This is a genomic window from Lentzea kristufekii (assembly GCF_033949925.1).
Lineage (GTDB): Bacteria > Actinomycetota > Actinomycetes > Mycobacteriales > Pseudonocardiaceae > Lentzea > Lentzea kristufekii.
The window spans coordinates 26,077-49,530 of sequence record NZ_JAXAVV010000041.1; the positions used below are offsets into that span (position 1 = coordinate 26,077).

22 protein-coding genes and 1 riboswitch are annotated in these 23,454 nt (G+C 68.8%); of the genes, 13 read left to right on the forward strand and 9 right to left on the reverse strand.

Annotation, left to right across the window (positions count from 1 at the left end; translation table 11 throughout):
• The first annotated feature begins 6 nt into the window (after positions 1–6).
• Complete coding sequence (locus SK571_RS43990) at positions 7–528, forward strand: RNA polymerase sigma factor (RefSeq protein ID WP_319990053.1); 522 nt, start codon at positions 7–9, stop codon at positions 526–528.
• Entirely contained in the window at positions 518–1,177 is a 660-nt protein-coding gene (locus SK571_RS43995; RefSeq protein ID WP_319990054.1) for a hypothetical protein, read from the forward strand. The genes SK571_RS43990 and SK571_RS43995 overlap by 11 nt, the downstream gene beginning before the upstream one ends.
• Here SK571_RS43995 and SK571_RS44000 read toward each other — a convergent pair.
• On the reverse strand, positions 1,164–2,702 hold the full coding sequence (locus SK571_RS44000; protein WP_319990055.1) for a dolichyl-phosphate-mannose--protein mannosyltransferase: 1,539 nt from the start codon (positions 2,700–2,702) through the stop codon (positions 1,164–1,166). The two genes, SK571_RS43995 and SK571_RS44000, sit on opposite strands and share 14 nt — an antisense overlap.
• 24 nt (positions 2,703–2,726) lie before the next feature.
• On the opposite strand from SK571_RS44000, the gene rsmI reads away from it, so the two are divergent.
• A complete protein-coding gene (gene rsmI, locus SK571_RS44005) occupies positions 2,727–3,572 on the forward strand; it encodes a 16S rRNA (cytidine(1402)-2'-O)-methyltransferase (protein WP_319990056.1) in 846 nt (281 codons plus the stop codon).
• Here rsmI and SK571_RS44010 read toward each other — a convergent pair.
• The 3 genes from SK571_RS44010 to SK571_RS44020 are packed head-to-tail and all read right to left on the reverse strand — an operon-like array spanning position 3,564 to position 5,827.
• Positions 3,564–4,292 (reverse strand): ABC transporter permease, encoded by a 729-nt coding sequence (locus SK571_RS44010; protein WP_319990057.1) that lies wholly within the window; start codon positions 4,290–4,292, stop codon positions 3,564–3,566. The two genes, rsmI and SK571_RS44010, sit on opposite strands and share 9 nt — an antisense overlap.
• Complete coding sequence (locus tag SK571_RS44015; protein WP_319990058.1) at positions 4,282–5,214, reverse strand: ATP-binding cassette domain-containing protein; 933 nt, start codon at positions 5,212–5,214, stop codon at positions 4,282–4,284. Before SK571_RS44015 ends, SK571_RS44010 begins: the two co-directional genes overlap by 11 nt.
• Positions 5,215–5,272: 58 nt before the next feature.
• Positions 5,273–5,827 carry a PadR family transcriptional regulator gene (locus SK571_RS44020; protein WP_319990059.1) on the reverse strand — a complete coding sequence of 185 codons (555 nt, stop codon included), beginning with the start codon at positions 5,825–5,827 and terminating at the stop codon, positions 5,273–5,275.
• 54 nt (positions 5,828–5,881) lie between these two features.
• On the opposite strand from SK571_RS44020, the gene metG reads away from it, so the two are divergent.
• The 9 genes from metG to SK571_RS44065 all read left to right on the forward strand — a co-directional run bounded on the left by metG (position 5,882) and on the right by SK571_RS44065 (position 17,768).
• Entirely contained in the window at positions 5,882–7,675 is a 1,794-nt protein-coding gene (gene metG, locus SK571_RS44025) for a methionine--tRNA ligase (RefSeq protein WP_319990060.1), read from the forward strand.
• Between the two features lie 26 nt (positions 7,676–7,701).
• Entirely contained in the window at positions 7,702–8,496 is a 795-nt protein-coding gene (locus SK571_RS44030; RefSeq protein ID WP_319990061.1) for a TatD family hydrolase, read from the forward strand.
• 302 nt (positions 8,497–8,798) lie between these two features.
• Entirely contained in the window at positions 8,799–10,208 is a 1,410-nt protein-coding gene (locus tag SK571_RS44035; protein WP_319990062.1) for a transglycosylase family protein, read from the forward strand.
• 967 nt (positions 10,209–11,175) lie between these two features.
• Complete coding sequence (rsmA, locus tag SK571_RS44040) at positions 11,176–12,006, forward strand: 16S rRNA (adenine(1518)-N(6)/adenine(1519)-N(6))-dimethyltransferase RsmA (RefSeq protein ID WP_319990075.1); 831 nt, start codon at positions 11,176–11,178, stop codon at positions 12,004–12,006.
• An 88-nt stretch (positions 12,007–12,094) separates the two neighbouring features.
• A riboswitch (SAM riboswitch) is annotated at positions 12,095–12,188 on the forward strand.
• Between the two features lie 221 nt (positions 12,189–12,409).
• Positions 12,410–13,408, forward strand: coding sequence for a methionine ABC transporter ATP-binding protein (locus tag SK571_RS44045; RefSeq protein ID WP_319990063.1), 999 nt, complete (start codon positions 12,410–12,412; stop codon positions 13,406–13,408).
• Complete coding sequence (locus tag SK571_RS44050; protein ID WP_319990064.1) at positions 13,405–14,088, forward strand: methionine ABC transporter permease; 684 nt, start codon at positions 13,405–13,407, stop codon at positions 14,086–14,088. The genes SK571_RS44045 and SK571_RS44050 overlap by 4 nt, the downstream gene beginning before the upstream one ends.
• A 70-nt stretch (positions 14,089–14,158) precedes the next feature.
• Positions 14,159–14,917: a MetQ/NlpA family ABC transporter substrate-binding protein gene (locus tag SK571_RS44055; RefSeq protein WP_319990065.1), complete on the forward strand. Its 759-nt coding sequence runs from the start codon at positions 14,159–14,161 to the stop codon at positions 14,915–14,917.
• A gap of 54 nt (positions 14,918–14,971) precedes the next feature.
• Positions 14,972–15,937 (forward strand): 4-(cytidine 5'-diphospho)-2-C-methyl-D-erythritol kinase, encoded by a 966-nt coding sequence (locus SK571_RS44060; RefSeq protein ID WP_319990066.1) that lies wholly within the window; start codon positions 14,972–14,974, stop codon positions 15,935–15,937.
• Positions 15,938–16,001: 64 nt separating this feature from the next.
• On the forward strand, positions 16,002–17,768 hold the full coding sequence (locus SK571_RS44065) for an ABC-F family ATP-binding cassette domain-containing protein (protein ID WP_319990067.1): 1,767 nt from the start codon (positions 16,002–16,004) through the stop codon (positions 17,766–17,768).
• Positions 17,769–17,835: 67 nt separating this feature from the next.
• Here SK571_RS44065 and SK571_RS44070 read toward each other — a convergent pair whose 3' ends face one another.
• Complete coding sequence (locus SK571_RS44070) at positions 17,836–19,182, reverse strand: DivIVA domain-containing protein (RefSeq protein WP_319990068.1); 1,347 nt, start codon at positions 19,180–19,182, stop codon at positions 17,836–17,838.
• A 100-nt stretch (positions 19,183–19,282) separates the two neighbouring features.
• Here SK571_RS44070 and SK571_RS44075 point away from each other — a divergent pair, with 100 nt between their 5' ends.
• The gene (locus SK571_RS44075; RefSeq protein WP_319990069.1) at positions 19,283–20,896 is read left to right on the forward strand and encodes a fatty acyl-AMP ligase; all 1,614 of its coding nucleotides are present in this window, start codon (positions 19,283–19,285) and stop codon (positions 20,894–20,896) included.
• Here SK571_RS44075 and SK571_RS44080 read toward each other — a convergent pair.
• The 4 genes from SK571_RS44080 to SK571_RS44095 form a co-directional block, all read right to left on the reverse strand.
• Positions 20,893–21,207: a hypothetical protein gene (locus tag SK571_RS44080; RefSeq protein WP_319990070.1), complete on the reverse strand. Its 315-nt coding sequence runs from the start codon at positions 21,205–21,207 to the stop codon at positions 20,893–20,895. The genes SK571_RS44075 and SK571_RS44080 overlap by 4 nt on opposite strands.
• Positions 21,208–21,242: 35 nt before the next feature.
• The gene (pth, locus tag SK571_RS44085) at positions 21,243–21,806 is read right to left on the reverse strand and encodes an aminoacyl-tRNA hydrolase (RefSeq protein WP_319990071.1); all 564 of its coding nucleotides are present in this window, start codon (positions 21,804–21,806) and stop codon (positions 21,243–21,245) included.
• Positions 21,796–22,302 (reverse strand): DivIVA domain-containing protein, encoded by a 507-nt coding sequence (locus SK571_RS44090; RefSeq protein WP_319990072.1) that lies wholly within the window; start codon positions 22,300–22,302, stop codon positions 21,796–21,798. The genes pth and SK571_RS44090 overlap by 11 nt, the downstream gene beginning before the upstream one ends.
• Before the next feature lie 62 nt (positions 22,303–22,364).
• Positions 22,365–22,967, reverse strand: coding sequence for a 50S ribosomal protein L25/general stress protein Ctc (locus SK571_RS44095; RefSeq protein WP_319990073.1), 603 nt, complete (start codon positions 22,965–22,967; stop codon positions 22,365–22,367).
• Positions 22,968–23,454: the final 487 nt, after the last annotated feature.

Here is a 23,454-nt window from a genome sequence, read left to right on the forward strand (position 1 = left end):
GAAGCGGTGGCACGGGCGATCGCAGGCGACCAGGCGGCCTACGGCGAGCTGGTCGCCCGGTACACCGCGCTCGCGCACCGGACCGCGTACCTGCTCGGGGCCGGTGCGGACGCCGGTGACGTGGTGCAGGAGGCGTTCGTGAAGGCGTACCGGAAGCTCTACACGTTCAGAGCCGAAGCCGACTTCAAGCCGTGGCTGCTCAAGATCGTCGCCAACGAGACGAAGAACCTGCATCGCGGCAGACGGCGGCGCAACCTGATGGAGCTCAGGCTCGCCGCCATCACGGAGACCGTCGACCACGACGATCCCGGCACGCTCGTGGACGACTCCCGCGCCAAGCTCCTGAAGGCCGTCCAGAGCCTGAACGAAGCCGATCGTCAGGTCGTCACGTGCCGGTACCTGCTGGACCTGAGCGAGGCCGAGACCGCGCAGACCCTCAACCTGGCCAAGGGAACCGTGAAGTCGAGGTTGTCGCGCGCCCTGGCGAAGCTGCGCCCGATGCTGGAGGAGGTGGCCCATGACCGATGACCGGGCAGAGGCCGCCCTCCGCGATCTGGGCCGGCAGATCCACGTGCCGGAACCGCCGGACGTCACGGCCCAGGTGCTGGCCAGGATCAACGCGCCACGCAGGCGGAACCGCTGGCTCAGGGCACTGGTGGCCGCGATCACCGCGTCAGCGATCGCCTTCGCGGTGTCCCCGGCGGTGCGGGCGGGCGTCCAGCAGCTCCTGGAGTTCGCCGGCGTCGAGTTCCGCACCGAGGCGCCGCGATCAGTCGCCCCTCCGTTGCCGAGCCGGCAGGTCTCGCTCGACGAAGCGAAAGCCCGGATGCCGTTCGAGATCCATCTGCCCGCGGAACTCGGCACGCCGGACCACATCACCGTCCACGAAGGACGGTTCGTCAGCCTGCACTACGGCGGCCTGAGGCTCGACCAGTTCGACGGCACCATCAGCTCGACCGTCGGCAAGCTCGTCCACCAGGAGGGCGTCGAGCAGATCGGCGACAAGATCTGGATCCCGTTCCCGCACGTGTTCTTCTACATCGACCGCGACGGCGCGTGGCACACCGAGGAACCGCGGCTGACCGGCCAAACCCTGCTCTGGCAACGAGGTCAGGTCACCATGAGGCTGGAAGGCGACCTGACCAAGGAAAGAGCCCTCGAGATCAGCGCCAGCTAGGCAGCCACAGCTGCTGCTGCCACATCTCCGGTGTGATCGGGTTGCCGTTCAGGATCGGCCACAGCCACACGAAGTTCGCCACCACGATGCCCACGTACAGCGCGACGACGAGCAGTCCGGTGCCGCGCCGTTCGGAGCCCGCGGTGCGCCGGCCCAGGATCTCGCCCAGCGCCAGCACGATCAGCAGCACCAGGAACGGCGCCATCGGCGTGACGTAGAAGAAGTACATCTGCCGGTCGAGGTTGAGGAACCACGGCAGCAGGCCCGCGGCGTAGCCGACCAGGACACCGGCGTAGCGCCAGTCCATGCGGCCGATGGTGCGGTACAGCGCCCAGCCGATCACCGGGAACGCGAGCCACCACATCGCGGGCGTGCCGATGAGCATGATCGCGCCGAGGCACGATGCCGCGCCGCAGCCCGTGACGGAGTTGTCGTAGTAGTAGAGCATCGGACGCAGGCCCATCGGCCATGTCCACGGCTTCGACTCCCACGGGTGCCGGTTGGTCTCCGAGGTGACCAGCTCGACGTGGAACTTGTAGACGTTCTTCGCGTTGTACCAAAGCGACTGCAGGACGTCGGGGATGTACGAGATGTCCTGGACCTTGCCGCCGACCACGTGCCGGTCGATGCCGGTCTCGCTGGCCATCCACGGGAACCACGTCGCGACGTAGACCAGCACGGGGACCGCGACCAGGCCGCCCAGCGACGGCAGGACGTCCTTCACCAGCGCGCCCAGCCACGGCTCCTCGACGCCCGCGGCACGCCGTGCCAGCGCGCTCCAGATGACCGTCAGCAGACCGAACGCGGCGATGTACCAGATGCCGGACCACTTGATGCCGCACGCCGCACCGAGCATCACGCCCGCGCCGAAGCGCCACCAGCGGAAGCCGATCCACGGACCGAACGCCGAGTTGTTGATGAAGCCCTCGCGCACGGCCACGGCGAGTCGTGCGCGCATCTGTTCGCGGTCGGCGACCAGGCAGCCGAACGCGGCCACGACGAACAGCGCGATGAAGATGTCGAGCATGCCCATCCGCGACTGGACGTGCGAGACGCCGTCCGCGATGAGCAGGATGCCGGCCAGCGCGCCCAGCAGGTCCGACCGGGTCAGGCGGCGGGCGATCCGGACGATCAGCAGGATCGTGATCGCGCCGGCGAGCGCGGAGGCGAACCGCCAGCCGATGCCGTCGTAGCCGAAGAGCTCCTGGCCGATCGCCATCAGCTGTTTGGCGAGCGGCGGGTGCACGATCAGCTCGTAGCCGGGGTTGTCCTCGTAGCCGCCGTTGCGCAGCACCTGCGCCGTCTGCGGCACGTAATGCTTCTCGTCGAAGATCGGCGTGCCCTTGTCCGTCGGATATCCGACGTTCCAGAAGCGCACGACGGCACCGATCAGCGTCACGACGGCCGTCATGAGCCACCCGCGCATGCGGTCCCCGGATGGTGGCGGGTCTAGTACCGCCGCACGATCCGTGGGCGGCTCCTCGACGACGACGGGCGCCTCTCCTGGCTGCACGAGGACTGTCACGCCGCCGATCGTAGGGTGAAGCTTGTGAGTCCTGTATCCGGTTCAGGCCGTCTGGTCCTGGCAGCCACCCCGCTCGGGGACATCCGCGACGCCTCCGCGCGCCTGATCGAGGCACTCGGAACGGCCGACGTGATCGCCGCCGAGGACACCAGAAGGCTGCACAGCCTCGCGGCGGCGTTGCAGGTCAAGCCGTCCGGGCGGGTGATCAGCTTCTACGACCAGAACGAGGTCGGGCGCCTGCCGGGACTGCTCGAATCGCTCCACGACGGCGCGACCGTGCTGCTCGTGACGGACGCCGGAATGCCGTCCGTTTCCGATCCGGGCTACCGGCTCGTCGCCGCGTGTGTCGAGCAGGACCTCACGGTCACGTGCCTGCCGGGGCCGTCCGCGGTGACGACGGCGCTCGCCCTGTCCGGCCTGCCGAGCGACAGGTTCGCGTTCGACGGCTTCCCGCCGCGCAAGTCCGGTGAGCGCAAGCGCTGGTTCGCACCTTTGGCCACCGAGCAGCGCACGGTCGTCTTCTTCGAGGCGCCCCACCGGCTCGCGGACACGCTCGCGGACGCCGTCGAGGTGCTCGGGCCGGACCGCCGTGCCGCCGTGTGCCGCGAACTGACGAAGAAGTACGAAGAGGTCGTGCGCGGCTCACTGGCCGAACTCGCCGAGTGGGCCGTGGAAGGCGCACGTGGCGAGATCACCGTGGTGCTCGGTCCCGCCCCCGTCGAGGACAAGCCCGACCTCGACACGCTCGTCGCCGAGGTCAAGCAGCGCGTCGCCGACGGCGAGCGGATGAAGTCGGCCGCCGCCGAGGTCGCGGAGGCGGCCGGCATCAGCAAGAAGACGCTCTACGACGCGGCGATCAAGTCAAGCTGACTCCTTGTTGAACGTGCGGACGCCGTAGAACACGCCGACCAGCACCAACGCCGCCACGGAGATCAGCCCGTACAGCATCGTGCCGGGGTTGAAGATCGACCGCTCGGCGTCGACGACGTGCGCCAGCGGGTTGATCCGCGACAGCCAGTAGAGCCACTGCGGGCCGTTCGACATAGGCAGCAGCACGCCGGAGAGCAGCATCAACGGCACGATCGACGCCGACAGCACGGACGCGAAGACGTACTCCAGCTTCACCTTCAACGCGATCGCGTACGACACCGAGCCGATCGCGATGCCGAGCAACGCGACCAGCCCCAGTCCGAGCAGCACCTGCCCGGCCGTGGCCCGGAAGCCGAACAGCATCGCGGCGAGCATGATCAGCAGGCTCTGCACGACCAGCAGCACCACGTCCTTGCCGACCCTGCCGACGAGCAGCGCGATCCGGCTGACGGGGGTGACTCGCAGCCGTTCCATCACGCCCGTGCGCACCTCGGGCAGCAACGAGAAGCCCGCGTAGGCGGTGCCGAACAACGCCATCTGCACCAGCAGGCCCGGTACGAACCACTGCCAGCCGGTGTCGCCGAGCAGTGGCCCGAAGAGCCCGAGGTAGAGCAACGGCTGGGCGATCCCGAACACGACGGCCACGGGGTTGCGCACGACCGGCAGCATCACGCGGCAGAACACGAGCCAGGTGTCACCCAAAAGGTTCCTAGGCAGCATTGGCTTCCTCCCGCAACGAGCGGCCGGTCATGGTCAGGAACACGTCGTCGAGCGTCGGCCGGTGCACCTGCACCGAGTGCAGCTCGACGCCGATGTTGTCGAGGTCGCGCAGAAGGCCCGGCAACGCGCGGTCGCCGTTCGGGATCCGGAAGCTGACCTGCTCGCCGTCGACGACGGCGTTCTCGAACTTCGAGGCGACGACCGAGGCCTGCGGTGTGCCGAGCACGACGAGGTCGCCGGACACGCGGTGCTTCAGCTCGTCGGGTGAGCCCTCGCCCACGATCGAGCCGTGGTCGATGACCAGCAGCCGGTCGCTGAGGTAGTCGGCTTCGTCCAGGTAGTGGGTGGTCAGGAAGACCGTGACGCCGTCGGCCTTGAGCTGTTTGATGTGATCCCACAGGTTGCGGCGGCTCTGCGGGTCGAGGGCCGTGGACGGCTCGTCCAGGAACAGCAGCCGCGGGTCGTGCAGCATGCCCATCGCGATGTCGAGCCGGCGCTGCTGGCCGCCCGACAGCGTGACGACGCCGCGCTTCTCCAGGCCCTGGAGGTCGAACCGTTCGAGCAGGCCGGCGACCTTCCTGCGGGCGTCGTGCCGGGACAGGCCGTAGAAGCGCGCCTGGAACTCCAGCTCGTCGGCGACGCGCTGGTCCTGGCCGGCGCCGTTCTTCTGGCCCACGTAGCCGATGTTGCGGCGCACCCCGGCCGGGTCGGTCAGCAGGTCGTGCCCGGCGATCTCCGCCTCGCCGGCGGTCGGCTGCAGCAGCGTGGTGAGCATGCGCAACGTCGTGGACTTGCCTGCCCCGTTCGGGCCGAGGAACCCCACGAGCTCGCCCTCGGCGACGTCGATGTCCACCCCTTTGACCGCGTCCACCGGACCGGTCTTCGTGGTGAATCGGCGCGCGAGGCCGCGTGCCTTGATCATGACGGAATCCCCTCTAGTCAACTTTGACTAGAGGCTAGTGGGAACTAATCAAATTTGACTAGTCCTTCAGCTCGTACGCACCGGCCTCTAGGCGTTCGATCAGCTCCTGAGTCCAGCGCACCTGGCCTTCGAGATGGACGAGCCAGAGTCGAAACAGCTCGCTGACGTGCGCGGGCTTGCACATCTCCGGCATCGACCCGATGCCGTGCCGGGTGGGGGTGAGCTGCCCTTCGAGGCCCGCCAGCCGGTTCTTCAGCAGCACGACCGCCTGCTTGCGCGGGACGAGGTTGAGCATCGCCACGCCCGCGGAGACCTCGTCGTTGCCCGCGGCGGGGTCGGCCAGCGCGTGCCCGAGCAGGTCCTGCAGCTCGTGCTCGCCGGCCGCGGTGATCCGGTAGGTGGTGCGGGCGGGGCCCTCGCCGGACTCCTCGGTGCCGACCGGCTCCAGCAAGCCGTCCTTGGCCAGCGACTTCAGCGCGTGGTAGATCGAACCCGGCTGCACGTTCGCCCAGCTGTCCGCCGACCACGACTTCAGCTCGCGGCGCACCACGTAACCGTGTGCCTCGCCGACGAGCTTCACCACGCCGAGCACCAGCATTCTGGTCGCGGACAAACAGACCTCCCACTCGGTGAAAACCCCCTGGCACCGCCTCCGTAGGCTATTGCCATGAGTGCCTCCGTACTGACCGCGGTGGCCTGGCCTTACGCCAATGGCCCCAGGCACATCGGTCACGTCTCCGGTTTCGGTGTCCCGTCCGACGTCTTCTCCCGCTACATGCGAATGTCCGGACACCGGGTGCTCATGGTCAGCGGCACGGACGAGCACGGCACACCCATCCAGGTGCAGGCCGAGAAGGAAGGGCTCACGGCTCGTGAGCTCGCCGACAAGTACAACCGTGTGATCGCCTCCGACCTCCAGGGCCTCGGCCTGTCCTACGACCTCTTCACCCGCACCACCACCGGCAACCACTACCAGGTGGTGCAGGACCTGTTCTCCGCGCTGTGGAAGAACGGCTACGTCGTCCCCAAGACGGAGATGGGCGCGATCAGCCCGTCCACCGGCCGCACGCTGCCCGACCGCTACATCGAGGGCACCTGCCCGATCTGCGGGTACGAGGGCGCGCGCGGCGACCAGTGCGACAACTGCGGCAACCAGCTCGACCCGTCGGAGTTGATCAACCCGCGTTCGAAGATCAACGGCGAGACGCCGAAGTTCGTCGAGACCGAGCACCTGTTCCTCGACCTGTCCGCGTTCATCGACTCGCTGGGCAGCTGGATGGGCACGCGGTCGGACTGGCGTCCGAACGTGCTCAAGTTCTCGCAGAACCTGATCAAGGACCTGCGGCCGCGCGCCATCACCCGCGACCTCGACTGGGGTGTGCCGATCCCGCTCGACGGGTGGAGCGACCAGCCGATGAAGCGGTTCTACGTGTGGTTCGACGCGGTCATCGGGTACCTGAGCGCCTCCGTCGAGTGGGCGCGGCGCACCGGCGACCCCGACGCCTGGAAGGAGTTCTGGACGGGTGACGCCCAGGGCTACTACTTCATGGGCAAGGACAACATCGTCTTCCACTCGCTCATCTGGCCGTCGCTGCTGCTCGGGCAGAACGGCGCGGGCGACAAGGGCGGCGAGCCCGGCCGGTTCGGCACGCTGAACCTGCCGACCGAGGTCGTGTCGTCGGAGTACCTGACGATGAGCGGCTCGAAGTTCTCCACCTCGCGCGGCACCGTGATCTACGTCGGCGACTTCCTGAAGGAGTTCGGGCCGGACGCGCTGCGGTACTTCATCTCCGTCGCGGGTCCCGAGAACCAGGACACCGACTTCACCTGGGAGGAGTTCGTCCGCCGGACGAACTTCGAGCTGGCGAACGAGTGGGGCAACCTGGTCAACCGCTCGATCTCGATGGCGCACAAGAACGTCGGCGCGATCCCGAAGGCCACGGCGCTGTCCCCCGCCGACCACGAGCTGCTCGCGCAGTCCAAGGCGGCGTTCGACACGGTCGGCGCGCACCTGCGCCGCTCGCGGTTCAAGCAGGCCTCCGGCGAGGCCATGCGCGTGATCTCGCTGGCGAACAAGTACCTGTCCGACCAGGAGCCCTGGAAGCTCAAGGACGACCTGGACCGCCGCGACTCGGTGCTGCACACGGCGCTGCAGGTCGTGCAGGACGCGAACACGCTGATGACGCCGTTCCTGCCGCACTCGGCGCAGAAGATCCACGAGGCGTTGGGCGGCACGGGCGTGTGGGCCGCACAGCCGGAGATGACCGAGGTCACCGACCTGGACATCCCCGAGCGCTCGTACCCGGTGCTGACCGGCGACTACGCCGGTGAGCAGGCCAAGTGGGAGTCCACGCCGCTCGAGGTCGGCCGGCCGCTGCAGAAGCCGTCGCCGCTGTTCGGAAAGCTCGACGCGAAGCTGGGCGAGACCGGGCCCGAGTGGGCTCCGATCGTCACCGACTAGTGGCGGACAAGCGCGAACGACCGCCGGTGCCGGAAGCTCTTCCGGCACCGGTGATCGACGCCCACACGCACCTCGACGCGTGTGGTGCCTCCAACGCCGCGGACGTGGCGGTCCTGCTCGATCGGGCAGAGGCCGCCGGCGTCTCGCACGTGATCACGGTCGCGGATGACCTGAAGGCCGCGCAGTGGGCCGCCGAGGCGTCCACTTGGGACCCTCGGGTCTACGCAGCTGTGGCCGTGCACCCGACGCGCACCTCATCGTTCGGTGACGAGGAGAAGGCCGAACTGGAGCGGCTGGCCGTTCTGCCCCGCGTGGTCGCGATCGGCGAGACCGGTCTGGACTACTACTGGGACTACTCGCCGCCGGCCTCCCAGCACGAGGCTTTCCGTTGGCACATCGACCTTTCCAAGCGCGTCGGGAAGCCGTTGATGATCCACGACAGGGACGCGCACGAGGACATCCTCAAGATCCTCGACGCCGAGGGCGCACCGTCCACTGTGGTGTTCCACTGCTTCTCCGGCGACGCGGACTTCGCCCGGCAGTGCGTCGACGCGGGGTACGTGCTGTCGTTCGCGGGCCCGGTGACGTTCAAGAACGCCCGTGCGCTGCGGGAAGCGGCGGTGCTCGTGCCGCAAGATCAGCTCCTGGTCGAGACGGACGCGCCGTTCCTGACGCCCCATCCGTATCGTGGGCGCCCAAATGAACCCTATTGTGTGAATTACACAGTTCGCGATCTCGCTACGCTGCGTGGCGAAGATCTTTCTGAACTCTGCGTCGCCGTCACCCGTACTGCTCAACGAGTGTTCGGGCTTGACCACTGAAATGCGACTTAGAGCGAACGGAGCAAAGGGTTCCTACCTCCATGGGGTGACTGAGGTCACAACATTGGCGGGGGTGTTTGCGCAACGTCGGCTACCCCGTTACTGTCCCGTGACCGTGCCACCTGAGCCGACCTTGTCGGTTCGGAGCACGCCCGCAGTCGGGGCGGGACCGAAGCCAGAAGCGCGAAGAAGCGAGACCACGTAGGAGGAGTTGCCGGGAACCTTCGAGCTCCAACTCGAATGATCTTGTCAACGCCAACTGTGCGGTGGCCTCACAGCTTCCGCAATGGAGGTATCGACCCTTGTCTGGTAGCGACAGAGCTGCTGCTCCGTACGACTTCAACGACGACACCGACTGGTTCACGCCTGTCGGCGGCACGGCCGTTGACGTCGCCGACCCCCACCCGAGCTTCCCCGCCGGTGCGCTGACCATCACGCCCGCGGACGTGCTCGAGGTGCTCGGCCCGGACGCCGACGACCTGCTCGCCTCGGCCAACGTCGACGTCGACGAGCTGATCCGTCTCATCAACGCCGAGACGACGATCATGCCGCCGCTCGTCCTCCCGTCGGAGGACGAAGAGCTCAACGACCCGCAGGTCCTCGTCAAGGCAGCCTCGACGTGGAAGCGCCGCTTCCTCAAGGGCACCGTCGCCGCGGTCCTCGTGTCGATCTCCGGTGGCGGCGTGACCGCCATGGCGATGGACAAGTCGCTGACCGTCGAGGTCGACGGCGCGATGCAGACCGTCCACTCGTACGAGGGCACGGTCGGCGAGGTCCTGGCGGAGGAAGGGATCGTCGTCGGTGAGCACGACGCCCTGTCCCCGTCGCTGAACGCCCCGATCTCCGACGGCGGCAAGATCAGCCTCGACCGCGGCCGCCTGCTCAAGATGAGCATCGACGGCCAGGCCCGCGAGGACTGGGTCCGCTCCGTCACCGTCGAGGAGGCCGCCAAGCAGCTCGGCGTGCCGCTCGAAGGCGCCTGGATGTCGGCCCCCGGCTCGCACGACGTGCCCCTCGAGGGCATGAGCGTCGAGGTCAAGACCCGCAAGAACATCAAGCTGTTCGACGGCGCGAACCCGGTCCGCGAGGTCCAGACGACCGCACTGACCGTCGACGAGCTGCTCAAGAGCGAGAACCTCTCCCTCGGCCCGGAAGACGCCGTCGCCTCGGGCACGGACGTCAAGCTGGCCACGGGCGCCGAGGTCTACATCTCCCGCACCGGCGTCACGGTCATCAACGTGAACGAGCCGGTCGCCCCGCCGGTCGAGAAGACGAACGACCCGAACATGACCGCGGGCCAGCAGACCGTCACCGACCCCGGCACCCCGGGCGAGCAGACCAGCACCTACCGCGTGACGGTGAAGAACGGCAAGGAGATCAGCCGCGAGAAGATCGGCGGCAAGATCACCAAGGAGCCGAAGCCCAAGAAGATCACCGTGGGCACCAAGCCGCTGCCCGACGGCGAAGTCTGGGACCGCCTCGCCAAGTGCGAAGCAGGCGGCAACTGGGCCATCAACACCGGCAACGGCTACTACGGCGGCCTCCAGTTCTCGGCCAGCACCTGGGCAGCACACGGCGGCCAGGCCTACGCCTCGCTCCCGCACCAGGCAACCCGCGAACAGCAGATCGCCGTGGCCACCAAGCTGCGCGACCGCGCAGGCGGCACGTACGGCGCCTGGCCGGGCTGCCGCGCGAAGCTCGGCCTGCCGTAAACCTCTCTCCGTCCCCTGACTGAGGCCGCCCTGGTTCGCCACGGGCGGCCCCAGTCGTTGCCGGGCCGCTCACGTCGAGATCCGCCGAACTGGACGAGATGCGGCAGAGCGGTAGCGGGCGAGCACCGGACGCGACGTGGCCGGGGCGGGTATCGGCGAGCACCTGACGGGGTGTGGCAGAGCACGGTGGAACAAACGACGGGCGAGATGCGGCGTGCGGATGCGGCATGCAGGCATCACGCAGGCCGACCGCCAAGCCACCCTCTCGCCCATGGCACTGGCGAATCCGAGGCGTCCCTCCGCACGCAACGGGCGACGGCGTAGCCGCGCCACCCTGCCGCCAACCGCAATGGCGGGGCCGAGGCGTCCCGCCAGGCGCCAGGGCAACGGCGTAGCCGAGTCACCCTGCCATCCAACGCAACGGCGGAGCCGAGGCGTCCCTCCACGCGCGAAGGGCAACGGCGAAGCCGAGCCACCCTTCCGCCCAAGGCAATGGCGAAGCCGAGGCGTGTGAACCTAGGTCTGCTGGTCAAGCGGTGGTGACGCAACCACCGCACTGCGATTGGGGCTTGACCTTGAGTGGGCGGGATGCTCCCCTCATGGGCACGGCCGGGCGCTTTTCAGCCCGGCCCTTTTCCGGCCGTCACAGCATCCCGCCAGAGGCTCAAGGTCAAGCCCCAATCGCTATCGACGCGAAGCGGCGATGACCGGCACCGGCCCGGTACTGCCCGCCCAGCCACCCACGCAAGGCGACCCGAGCGCATTGGCGACCCACCCCGCTGGAACCGGCGCCAGCCCACGCAAGCCGACCCGCACGGTGCCAACCCGCCCGCCCCCGCAAGGCGACCACCCCGCCGGAACGCGACCAAGCCAACGCAACCCGACCCGGCACCCCCACCCCAAGCCCACCCGGAGAGGTCCCAGCCCACCCCTCCACCACCAAGCCTGCGAGAATGCCCAAGTGAGCCTGCTGGGACCTGCCGAAGTCCGCCGTCTAGCCGCAGAGCTGGACATCCGCCCAACCAAGAAGCTGGGCCAGAACTTCGTGCACGACCCCAACACCGTCCGCAAGATCGTCACTGCAGCAGGCCTGACCGAGGACGACATCGTCCTGGAGGTAGGCCCAGGCCTGGGCTCCCTGACGCTCGCCCTGCTCCCCAATGCCAGCAAGGTCGTAGCGGTCGAAATCGATCCCCCACTGGCACACCGCCTCCCGCAAACGGTCCAGGAGATGGACCCGGAGAACGCCGGCAAACTCCACGTCGTCCTCAAGGACGCCATGAAAGTCACCCAAGAGGACCTGCCGGCGCAACCCACCGCGATCGTCGCGAACCTGCCGTACAACGTCGCGGTCCCGGTGGTGCTGCACCTCCTGGCCGAACTTCCCAGCCTGCAAAAGGGTCTGGTGATGGTGCAGGCGGAGGTGGCCGACCGCATGGCCGCCAAGCCCGGCAACAAGATCTACGGCGTCCCCAGCGTGAAGCTCGCCTGGTACGCCGAGGCGAAGAAGGCCGGCGCGGTCGGCAAGAACGTGTTCTGGCCTGCGCCCAACGTCGACTCCGGCCTTGTTTCCTTCCAGCGTCACGAAAAGCCGCTGTCCACAGTGGATCGGAAGAAGCTCTTCCAGATCGTCGACGCCGCGTTCGCCCAGCGCCGCAAGACGTTGCGGGCCGCGCTCAAGGGCTGGGCCGGCAACCCGGGGAACATCGACGAACTGCTCGAGAAAGCGGGCATCGATCCCCAGGTCAGGGGCGAGCAGCTGAGCGTGATCGACTTCATCCGGATCGCCGAGGTCTAGGCCGGGGATCCTTCGGCCAACAGTGTGATCTGTCGAACGAATCCGGTTTTGGCTTGCGCAACCGAACGTCCGTCCGGTTGACTGCTACTTGCCATCCGGAGCGACTGAGAGACCTGGCTCTACGACGTCGCAGCAACCACCCGCTGGATGCGGGCAGGTGCTAACGCCAGGACCGATGGAGGAGCACCATGGGTACCGTGCGAATGCTGACGCGCCGTCGAGTCATCGACCAGTGCCGTCGCTCGTCTTCTGCATGTCGTCGCCAACTCGTCTAGGGCGCCTTCTCAAAGTCCTCTGACGCGCACTCATTCAACGAGTGGCGCACACACCTGAGCAGAACCTTCGACCGCGCACGTCCGCCACGAACGGACTGTGTGCCGTCGCGCGCAGCCGTGGAGCAGACGTGATCACTGTCGAAAACCTCACCAAGTCCTTCCAGGGCGTCAGTGCCCTCAACGGCGTGACCCTCGACGTCGAGGCCGGAACCGTGCTCGGCGTGGTCGGCCCGAGTGGCGCCGGCAAGTCGACGCTCGCTCGTTGCGTCGCCCTGCTGGAGCGCCCCGACTCCGGGGCGATCCGCGTCGACGGCACCGACATCACCAGCCTCGACGGGTCGGCCCTCAGGGCCGCTCGCCGGCAGATCGGCGTTGTGCCGCAAGGGGATTCGCTTCTCCGTCAGCGCACGGCGGCCGGCAACATCGCACTGCCGCTGGAGTCCGCGGGCGTCCCCGGACCGCAGCGCCGCACCCGTGTGGGCGAGCTGCTGGACCTCGTCGGGCTCACCGACAAGGCCGCCTCGTACCCCGACCAGCTGTCCGGCGGGCAGCGTCAGCGCATCGCCGTGGCGCGTGCCCTCGCCGCCAACCCGTCCGTGCTCCTCGCCGACGAGCCCACGTCCGCCCTGGACCCGGAGACCACCGGTTCCGTGCTGACCGTGCTCGACCGTGCGCGCGCTGAGCTGGGTGTGACCGTGCTCGTCGTCACGCACGACATGAGCGTGGTCCGGAAGATCTGCGATGACGTCGCCGTGCTGGAGCAGGGCCGCGTCGTCGAACACGGCAAGGTGCTCGACCTGGTCAACGACGTCGCGAGCCGCACGAGCAGTGCGCTGCTGCCCGCCGTCGACCTCAACCCGATCAACGAGAGCAGCTACGACCGCGTCGCGGACATCGTGCTCGTCGGGTTCGCCGCGGTCGGCGCCCTGCTGCCCGAGGCCTCGCACCGGTTCGGCGTCGAGCTGAACATCGTCGGTGGCGGCCTCACGCGGCTGGGCGAGACGCCGGTCGCGCGGTTCCGGCTCGGCCTGAACGGCGAGCGCTCGGACTCCGCTCTGGAGTGGATCGGTGAGGCCGGCGGCTCCGTGCAGAGGTCCTTGAAGGGCCCCCAGGGAGTAGCTGCGTGAGGTCTGCAACACCCTGGTCCGACGTCGTCGGCTTCCTCGTCGAGGCCACCGGCGAGACGCTCTACATGGTCGGCGTCGCGACCGTCATCGCCACGGTTTTCGGAGTTCCCGCAGGAGTCTGGCTGCAGCTCACCGCCAAGGGTGGGCTGCGGCCGAACGCCGCGGTGCACAGGATCCTCAGCTTCGTCACCGACCTGGGCCGCTCGATGCCGTTCATCGTGCTGCTCGTCGCGCTCACGTCGGTCACCCGCCTCATCGTCGGCGGCTCCATCGGCAGCACGGCGGTCATCGTGCCGCTGGCCGTGGGAGCGATCCCGTTCGTGGGGCGGCTCGTGCAGAACATCCTGTCCGAGGTGCACGTGACCGTGGTCGAGGCCGCGATCACGACCGGCGCCTCGACGTTGAAGATCGTGCGCAGCGTGCTCATCCGCGAGTCGCTGCCCGCGCTGATCAACGCCATCGGCGTCACCGTGATCGCCCTGATCGGGTACTCGGCGATGGCGGGTGTGATCGGTGGCGGCGGCCTCGGTGACCTGGCCATCCGCGAGGGCTACCAGCGCTTCAACGACCGGATCCTGTGGAGCACCGTGGCGTGGCTCGCCGTGCTCACCACCGTGATCCAGTTCGGTTTCACCCGTGCCGCCCGTGCGTCCGACCGGCGCCGGCACGCCTCCGTCTGACCCGTAGCAATTTCTCAAAAGGAACGTCATGCGTATTCGTGCTGCCCTGATCGCAGTAGCTTTGACCGGTTTGACTGCTCTGTCCGCTTGCTCGTCAGGTGGTTCCAGCGCGTCCGACACGCTGAAGGTCGGCGTCTCGCCGGTCCCGCACGCCCAGATCCTCAAGTACGTGGCCGACAACCTCGCCGCGCAGAAGGGTCTGAAGATCGAGGTCGTCGAGTTCACCGACTACGTGCAGCCGAACACGGCGCTGGTCGACGGGTCGCTCGACGCCAACTACTTCCAGACCGTTCCGTACCTGGAGACGTTCACGAAGGAGAGCGGCGCGAAGGTCGAGTGGGTCCAGCCGGTCCACGTCGAGCCGCTCGGCCTGTACTCCAAGAAGGTCAAGAAGCTCGACGAGCTCGCGAACGGCGCCAAGATCGCGGTGGCCAACGACGCCACCAACGAGGCCCGCGGACTGAAGCTGCTGGAGGCCAACGGCCTGATCAAGCTCAAGGCCGTCGACCAGCCGACCGTGCGCGACCTCGCGGAGAACCCCAAGAACCTGCAGTTCGTGCCCCTGGAGGCCGCCCAGTTGCCCAGGTCGCTGGAGGACACCGACGCGTCCGTGATCAACGGCAACTACGCCATCGACGCGGGCCTCAAGCCGGCCACCGACTCGCTCGCGCTGGAGAAGGCCGAGGGCAACCCGAACGCGAACGGCCTGGTCACCCGCACCGAGCTCAAGGACGACAAGCGCGTCCGCGACCTGGCGGAACTCCTCGGGTCGCAGCAGGTCAAGGACTACATCAAGCAGACGTTCAGCGGTTCGGTCATCCCGGTCTGACCGTGACACCGACCGGGGGAGGAGTCCGGGACCCCAGAACGCCCGTACGCTGACATGGTGCTCGCAGTCGTTCCTCCCCCGGTCACAGTTCGCGTCCCGGCCAAGGTCAACCTGCACCTGGCCGTAGGTGACGTGCGCCCGGACGGTTACCACGACCTGGTGACGATCTTCCAGGCGCTGTCGCTGGTCGACGAGGTCACGGTCGCGGTCGCCGACGAGCCAGGCGTCGAGGTCCACGGCGAAGGCGCCGACCAGGTGCCCACCGGAGCCTCGAACCTCGCCTGGCGTGCGGTCCAGCTGCTGGCCGCGCACGTCGGCAAGGACGCGGACGACCCCAAGGTCCGCGTCGTCATCCGCAAGGCCATCCCGGTCGCGGGCGGCATGGCGGGCGGCAGCGCGGACGCGGCGGCGACGCTGGTCGGCCTGTCGTCGTTGTGGCGCCTGGACATCAGCCGCGACGAGCTGGCCGGACTGGCCGGCAAGCTCGGCGCGGACGTCCCCTTCGCCCTCTACGGCGGCACCGCCCTGGGCACCGGCCGCGGCGAACGGATCGTGCCCGTGCTGGGCCGCCACCAGTTCCACTGGGTGCTGGCGTTCGACCGCCGTGGACTGTCCACTCCGGACGTCTTCGACGAGCTCGACCGCCTGCGCGCGGACGGAGATCCGCCGCGGGTCGGCGCCGTCGAGGCGGTGCTGGAGGGCCTGTCCTCCGGCGACCCGAGGCAGCTCGCCCTGCTGCTCGGCAACGACCTGCAGGCCGCGGCGGTCTCGCTGCGCCCGAACCTGCGCCGGACGCTCCGCGCGGGCGTCGACGCGGGCGCGCTGGCCGGCATCGTGTCCGGTTCCGGCCCCACGACGGCGTTCCTGTGTGAGGACGCTGACACGGCTGTGCGCGTGGCCGCCGAGCTCGCCGGTGCCGGTGTGTGCCGGACGGTGCGCGTGGCGCACGGGCCGGTGCCCGGAGCGCGCGCGATCGCGACTGAAGAGCCCAAGCCGACGCCACCCGAGGTGCACGCGTGACCGAGGGCTTCGGCCTTCCTGGGTAGCCTGCATCGGGCAGTTTCTTACTAGTCGTGAGGTTTTGATGGCCAACCTGGTCAACCTGGAGTCCGTGTCGAAGTCGTTCGGCGTCCGGCCGCTGCTCGACGGCGTGTCGCTCGGCGTCAACGAAGGCGACCGCATCGGCGTCGTCGGCCTGAACGGCGGTGGCAAGACGACGCTGCTCGAGGTGCTGGCCGGGGTGGAGCCCGCCGACGACGGCCGCGTGTCGCGGTCGCGCGACCTGCGGATGGCCGTCGTGACGCAGCGCACCGAACTGCCGGACGGGTCGACCGTGCGCAACGCGGTGATCGACCCGCTCGGGTTCGACGCCGAGCACGAGTGGGCGGCCGACGCCCGCGTCCGGTCCATTTTGGACGGACTCGGCATCACGGCGCTGGGCCTCGACTCCGTGGTGTCGCGGATGTCCGGCGGTGAGCGGCGTCGGGTCGTGCTCGCGGCGGCGTTGATCCAGGACCTCGAACTCCTCGTGCTGGACGAGCCGACCAACCACCTCGACGTCGAGGGTGTGCGGTGGCTCGCGGAGCACCTGCTGGCCCGCAGGTGCGCGCTCGTCGTCGTCACCCACGACCGGTGGTTCCTCGACACCGTCTGCAACCGCACGTGGGAAGTGGTGAACGGCAAGGTCGAGCAGTACGAGGGCGGCTACGCCGACTGGATCTACGCGCGTGCCGAACGGCAGCGGCTCGCGGACACGCTGGAGGAGAAGCGGCAGAACCTGGCGCGCAAGGAGCTCGCCTGGCTGCGCCGCGGCGCTCCCGCCCGCACCTCGAAGCCCCGCTACCGGATCGAGGCGGCGGAAGCGCTGATCGCCGACGTGCCTCCGTTGCGGGACAACGTCGAGCTGCTGGCGTTCGCGAAGAAGCGCCTGGGCCGCACGGTCATCGAGGTCGAGGACGCCACACTGTCCATTCCGGACCGGGTGCTGGTGCGCGACCTGACGTGGCGCATCGGGCCGGGCGAGCGGATCGGGCTCGTCGGCGTCAACGGGTCGGGCAAGACGACGCTGCTGAAGCTGCTGGCCGGTGAGCGCGAACCCGAGACGGGCAAGCGGATCCAGGGCCAGACGGTCAAGATCGCGCACCTCTCGCAGGAACTGCTCGACCTCAACGGGTCGATGCGCGTGCTGGAGGCGATCGAGGAGGTCGCGCGCCGCGTCGTGCTCGGCAAGTACGAGATGTCGGCGTCGCAGCTGGGCGAGCGGTTCGGCTTCTCGTCGCAGAAGCAGTGGACGCCGGTCTCCGACCTGTCCGGTGGCGAACGGCGCCGGCTGCAGCTGTGCCGGTTGCTGATGGCCGAGCCGAACGTCCTGCTGCTCGACGAGCCGACGAACGACCTGGACATCGACACGTTGCAGCAGCTGGAAGACCTGCTCGACTCGTGGGCCGGCACGCTCGTCGTGATCTCGCACGACCGCTACCTGGTCGAGCGCGTGTGCGACAAGGTCGTCGCGTTGTTCGGCGACGGCGGGCTGACCGAGCTGCCCGGTGGCATCGAGGAGTACCTGAAGCGCCGCGACTCGATGCGCGACAGGGAGTCCGCCGCCCCGGCCGCGGGCAAGGCCCCCTCGAACGCCGCCGACCAGCGTGCCGCCCGCAAGGAGCTGTCACGGCTGGAGCGGCGCCTCGAAGTGCTGCACAAGAAGGAAGCCGAGCTGCACGCGGCGCTCGCCGAGGCCTCGACCGACTCCGCCAGGCTGCTGAAGCTCGACGCCGAACTCCGTGCCGTGCTGGCGGAGGAGTCCGACGTGGAGGCTCAGTGGATGGCCGCGGCCGAGGTCGTCGAGGGCTGACGGCGTCTGCAAGTACCACCAACTCCGAGTTGGTGGTACTTGCAGACGCCCGAGAACAAGGGCCGGGTTACTTGCCGCGGCGGCGCAGTTCGGCGGCGAGCAGGGGCAGCAGCTCGTCGATGAACGACGTGTCGTAGCCCTGGCCAGAGAGCAGCGCGTAGCTGAAGCGCGCCTTCATGACCTCGTCGGCGGTCGCGCCGAGCATGCCGTCGAGCGCGACGCCGATCTCCTCCAGCATCCGGTCGACCTGCGCGGTGCGGTAGCCGCGCTGCCCGGACGCCGCCTGCGGGATCCGCAGCTGGCGCAGGTCCTTCCACGACTTGACCGTCGGCATGCTGCTGCGCACCGGTCCGGAGAGCTGCTGCTCGATCTGGCCGAGGAACCCGTCCACCTCGGTCTCGTCGTAGCCGCGCCTGCCGATCAGCGGGCGGGAGAACCTGACGTCGCGGACGTCCTTCGCGGTCAGGTTGTCCTGGCCGAGCAGCGTCGCCTCGATGCGGTCGAGGAACGCGTCCACCTGGGACTCCTGGTAGCCGCGGCGGCCACGGGGAGGGCGGTGGAACGCGATGTTGCGGATGTCCGCCGCGGTGAGCTTCGGCGAGTCGATGGCCTTCTGCAGCGCGGGCTGCTGGGCGGGCTGCGACGGGGCGGGCTGGGGGCGTCGAGGCTGCTGGGGACGCTGGTCCTGCCGCGGGCGGGGATCCGGTTGCGGGCTGCGCTGCTGCGGCCGTTGCTGTTGCTGCGGGAGCGGCGGGAGCTGCGTGGTCGGCGGGCCCGCGTCGCGCGGCGGCGGAGCGACCTCGAACATCAGCACAACGAGGTCGAGGAACGTGTCGACGTCTTCCTCGTCGTAGCCGAACGTGCCGGGCGCGGTCTCGCCGAACACGGCGTCCTGCACCTGTTGCGCGGTCAGGTTGTCCCTGCCGCGCAGGGTCTGCTCGATGCGGTCGAGGAACGCGTCTATCTGGCCCTCGTGATAGCCGCGGGTCCCCGGTCTTGGCTTGTGGAAGCGCACAGCGGCCACGTCGTCGGGGGACAACCGGACCGCGGGTCTCATCGCCTGCGACGTGGCGTGCGCGCCCTTGGCCGGCGCGGAGGCCTGAGCGCGTTGCGGAGTGGACCTCAGCGTGTCCGCGACGAGTTCCATGAAGACGTTGACCTCGTTCACGTCGTAGCCCGGGTCCCGGGTCGCGGTGCTGAACTTGACGTTGAGCACGTCTTCACGCGTGAGGATGTCCTTGCTCTTCATGGTGCCCTCGACCCGGTCGAGGAACGCGTCCACCTCAGCCGCGTCGTACCCGCGCTGACCTCGCGGTGGACGGTGGAACGCGACCAGGGCCACGTCCTGCGCGGAGAGCAGAGGTGCCGGATGCGCGGGTAGACGATGTTGCGCTCCGGGGCCGCCCCGATCCACCAATGACCTCCTCCTGCGTACCTGTACTGGGGAGTATCGCGTTTCGCGTGGCATAACGTTTCGCCCTGATGGACCAAACGGCGCCACTACGATCGCGAACATGAGTCAGTTCGTGGATGTGATGCTGGCGACGGCCTCCAGCGGCGGGGACAGGGGCATGACGACGGGTGAACCCGCCGAGCCAGTCCGCCGGACCTGGGCCGAGGTGCACGAACGCGCCCGGCGGATGGCCGGTGCGCTCGACGTGGCGCCGGGCACCGCGATCGCCGTGCTCGCCGCCGAACCAGCCGTGATCGCCCCAGCCGTGCAGGCCGCATGGCTGTGTGGAGGCAGCGTCACGATGTTGCATCAACCCACACCACGCACCGACCTGGCCGAGTGGGCCGAGGACACGCTGCGGGTGCTTGCCATGATCGATTCGCACCTGGTCCTGCTCGGCAGCCCTTTCGACGCTCTGGCTGCCGTTCTGGACCAGCACGGAGTGCCTTACAAACTGCTCTCCGAACTCGACGCGGAACCGATCGCTGCTCCTGTTCCCACCCCCGAGGATGCCACGGCACTGCTGCAGTTGACGAGTGGATCGACCGCCGATCCGAAGGCGGTGCGCATCACGCACCGCAATCTCATGGCGAACGCCGAGGGCATGCGCGTCGCGGCGGCGCTCGATCCCGCCTCTGACGTCATGGTTTCGTGGCTGCCGCTGTTCCACGACATGGGGATGGTCGGGTTCCTGACCGTCCCGATGCTGTTCGGCCTGGAATTGGTGAAGGTCACACCCGTCGACTTCCTGTCCCGCCCGACGTTGTGGGCAGACCTGATCACCCGGTACCGCGGCACGATCACGGCCGCGCCGAACTTCGCCTACGCGATTGTGGCGCGTCGGCTCGCCTCGTCGTCCGATTCCTTCGACCTGTCCTCGTTGAGGCTGGCGCTGAACGGTGCCGAGCCGATCGACCCGGCGGCCGTGCAGTCGTTCGTGGACGCCGGCGCGCGGTTCGGACTGCGGCCCGAGTCGATCCTCGCGGCCTACGGCATGGCGGAGACCACTCTGGGTGTGGCTTTCGCGCCTTTGTTCACCGGACTGTCGGTGGACGTCGTCGACGCGGACGCGGTGGAGGCGGACAAGAAGGCCGTGCCCGCCGCGGACGGGCGGGCGTTCCCGTTGCTCGGGCCGCCGCTGCCGGGGCTGGAACTGCGGGTGGTCTCGGACTCCGGTGAGGTGCTGGGCGTCCGGGACGTCGGCGAGCTCCAGATCCGCGGCGAGGCCGTCACGCCCGGCTACCTCACGGTGAACGGTCCACTGGCGACACAGGACGCCGAAGGGTGGCTGTCCACCGGGGACCTCGGGTACGTGGTGGAGGACGGCCAGGTGGTCGTCTGCGGGCGCCGCAAGGACGTCATCATCATGGGCGGCCGGAACATCTATCCGACCGATGTGGAGCGTGCCGCCTGCTCGGTGGGCGGGGTGCGGCCCGGCAACGCCGTCGCCGTGCGGCTCGACGCCGGGACGCAGCGCGAACGGTTCGCCGTCGTGGTGGAGTCGAAGCTGGCCGGGGACGCCGAGGCCGAGAGGGATCTGGTCAAGCAGGTCACGGCCCGCGTTGTGGACGCCGTGGGGCTGCGGCCGTTCGCGGTGGTGGTCCAGCCACCGGGGACGTTGCCCAAGACGCCGTCCGGCAAGCTCAGGCGGTCCGCAGCGGCTGCTCTGGTCTAGTAGAGGGCGTCGAGCTCGTCGAGTCGCTTGCGCAGCTCCCTCGCGCTCCTGCGGGGGAGTGCGCGGGCGACGAAGCCTAGGAGCTCACGGGCCTCGGACGGGTCGGCGCAGCACCACGAGATCCCGCAGCCCTTCGAGTCGAAATCCCAAAGCCTGCGGTACGGGTCGTGCACGAACTCGGTCCATGCCCGGAGAGCGATCTCCACGGCGAACGGGCCGAGGTAGTTGCGGCTCAGTTCCAACCGCACGACGTCTGACGTGAAGCGCTGGGAGAACTCGCCCAGCGCCATGCGGGGGTGCCTACGCGGCATGGACCTTTCGGTTCGTCATGCCGTCCATTGTGCCGCTAGTGGAAGGCGTTTTGTGCGGCTTCCAGGCCCTTGGTGACCAGCGCCTCGGCCGCGTCGGCGGCCCGGTCGATCTCCAGCGCGAGCTGCTTGCGCTCGACGGTCGAGAAGTCCTTCAGGACGTAGTCGGCCGGGTCCTGGCGACCTGAGGGACGGTCCACGCCGAAGCGGAGGCGGTGGTAGTCCTTGGTGCCCAGGGACTTCGTGATGGAGCGGAGTCCGTTGTGGCCGTTGTCGCCGCCGCCGAACTTCATGCGCAGCGCGGCGAACGGGAGGTCCAGCTCGTCGTGGATCACAACGACGGTGGTGGGCTTGAAGAACTTCACGGCGCTCGCGACGGGGCCGCCGGAGAGGTTCATGAAACTGCGCGGCTTGGCGAGGACGACGCGGTGGCCGGACAGGCGGCCCTCGACGATCTCGGCGCCGGACTTGTGGGCCTTGAACTTGCCGCCGACGCGGGCGGCCAGTTCGTCGAGGACCAGGAAGCCGATGTTGTGACGGTTGCCCTCGTACTTGGGGCCTGGGTTGCCCAGCCCGACGATGAGGGCGAGGTCAGCGTCCACGGAACCGCAACTCCTGCTCGAGATCGTCCAGCAACGTGTCCACGGCCTGCACCTGGTACCCCTTGCCCAGCAGGCCGGACGTGGTGCTGAACCGGGTGTTGCGGACCTCGGTGGAGGTCATGGCTCCCCGGCCGTCCAGGTTGGCCGCGGCCCGGATGATGAAGGCGTCGACTTCGGCGCGATCGTATCCGGTGCTGGATCTCGGGAGCTTGCGCGCGTACAGGTCCTCGCCGGTGTTCAGGCCCGTCGGCGGCACGATGCCGTTGCGGACCTGGAACTCCAGCAGGTGCAGGACGCCGTCGACGCTGAGCGGGTCGTAGCCGTTGGGGACCGTGGCGAACCTGACGGTGCGCACGTGGTCCGGGTTCAGGCGGAGACGACCGGCCAGGGCGTCGGCGACGATCTGCAGGAACTCGTTCACCTGGTCCGGGTCGTAGCCCTGCCGCTTGCGGCGGAAGGTCTTCGACCGGACGTCGGCGGGCCGCAGGTACGGCAACGGCGCGTCGCCCCCCTTGTGAGGAGGTGACGCGCCGTCGTTTCGGCCCGACGTGATGGGGCTCAGCTTTCCTCGGTGGCCTCAGCCGCCGGAGCAGCCTCGTCACCCTCGAGCTGCGCCGCGGACGGCGCCTCGTTCACGGCGACGACGAGCGCGTCGGCGTCCGTGATCAGGACGGCGCCCTCGGGCAGGGTCAGGTCGCTGGCGTGGATCTGCGTGCCCGCGGTGACACCGGCGATCGACAGCTCGATCTGGTCCGGGATGTTCATGGCGTCGGACTCGATCTGGATCGTGCTGAGGTCCTGCGTCAGCAGCGTGCCCGAAGCGGGCTCGCCGGAGATGACCAGCGGCACCTCGACGGTGACCTTCTCGCCGCGCTGCACGAGCAGCAGGTCGACGTGCTCGATGTAGTTCTTGATCGGGTGCGTGGTGACGGTCTTGGTGAGCGCCAGCTCAGCCGCGCCGTCGAGGGCGAGGGTGAGGACAGCGTTCTGGCCGTGCTCACGGACGACACGGGCGAACTCGAGCGCCGGCAGGGCCAGGTGCTTCGGGTCGGAACCGTGGCCGTAGAGCACCGCGGGGATCTTGCCGGCGCGACGGGTACGGCGGGCGGCGCCCTTGCCGAATTCAGTGCGCTGCTCAGCGGCGAGACGGACCTCGGACACGGTGGGGTACTCCTTACAAGTCTGGCCTTGTACGTCGGGGCGGTGCACAAGTATCAGCGGTTCAGCTTTGGGGTGGTGGCCAGCGGCGGCGAGCAGCGCGGAACAAGGTCAACACGCGCGGCATCAAGCCACCGCGTCGATCACGTTGAGCTGGGAAGCTCGCCCTCGCCGAGGCAACCCGACCAGTGTAGGTGAGTGGGTGGCTGGGGTGTTAATCGGGGGTGGGCACCTTTGGGTGATGGGGTGTGACCTGGTGGCCTGGTGGGTGGTGGCCCGGCGGGTGGTGACCTGGTGGGTGGTGGCCCGGCGGGTGGTGACCTGGTGGGTGGTGGCTTGGCGGGTGGTGACCCGGCGGGCGCGACCTGGTGGGTGGGTCGCCTTGCGGGCGGCGAGCTTGCGGTTGCGTGCTTTCCCCTGGGGGCTCTGCCCCCAGACCCCCGGCAATCTGATCGGGGGGTGGCGCCGTGGGCGGGTTGATGGCACGCCT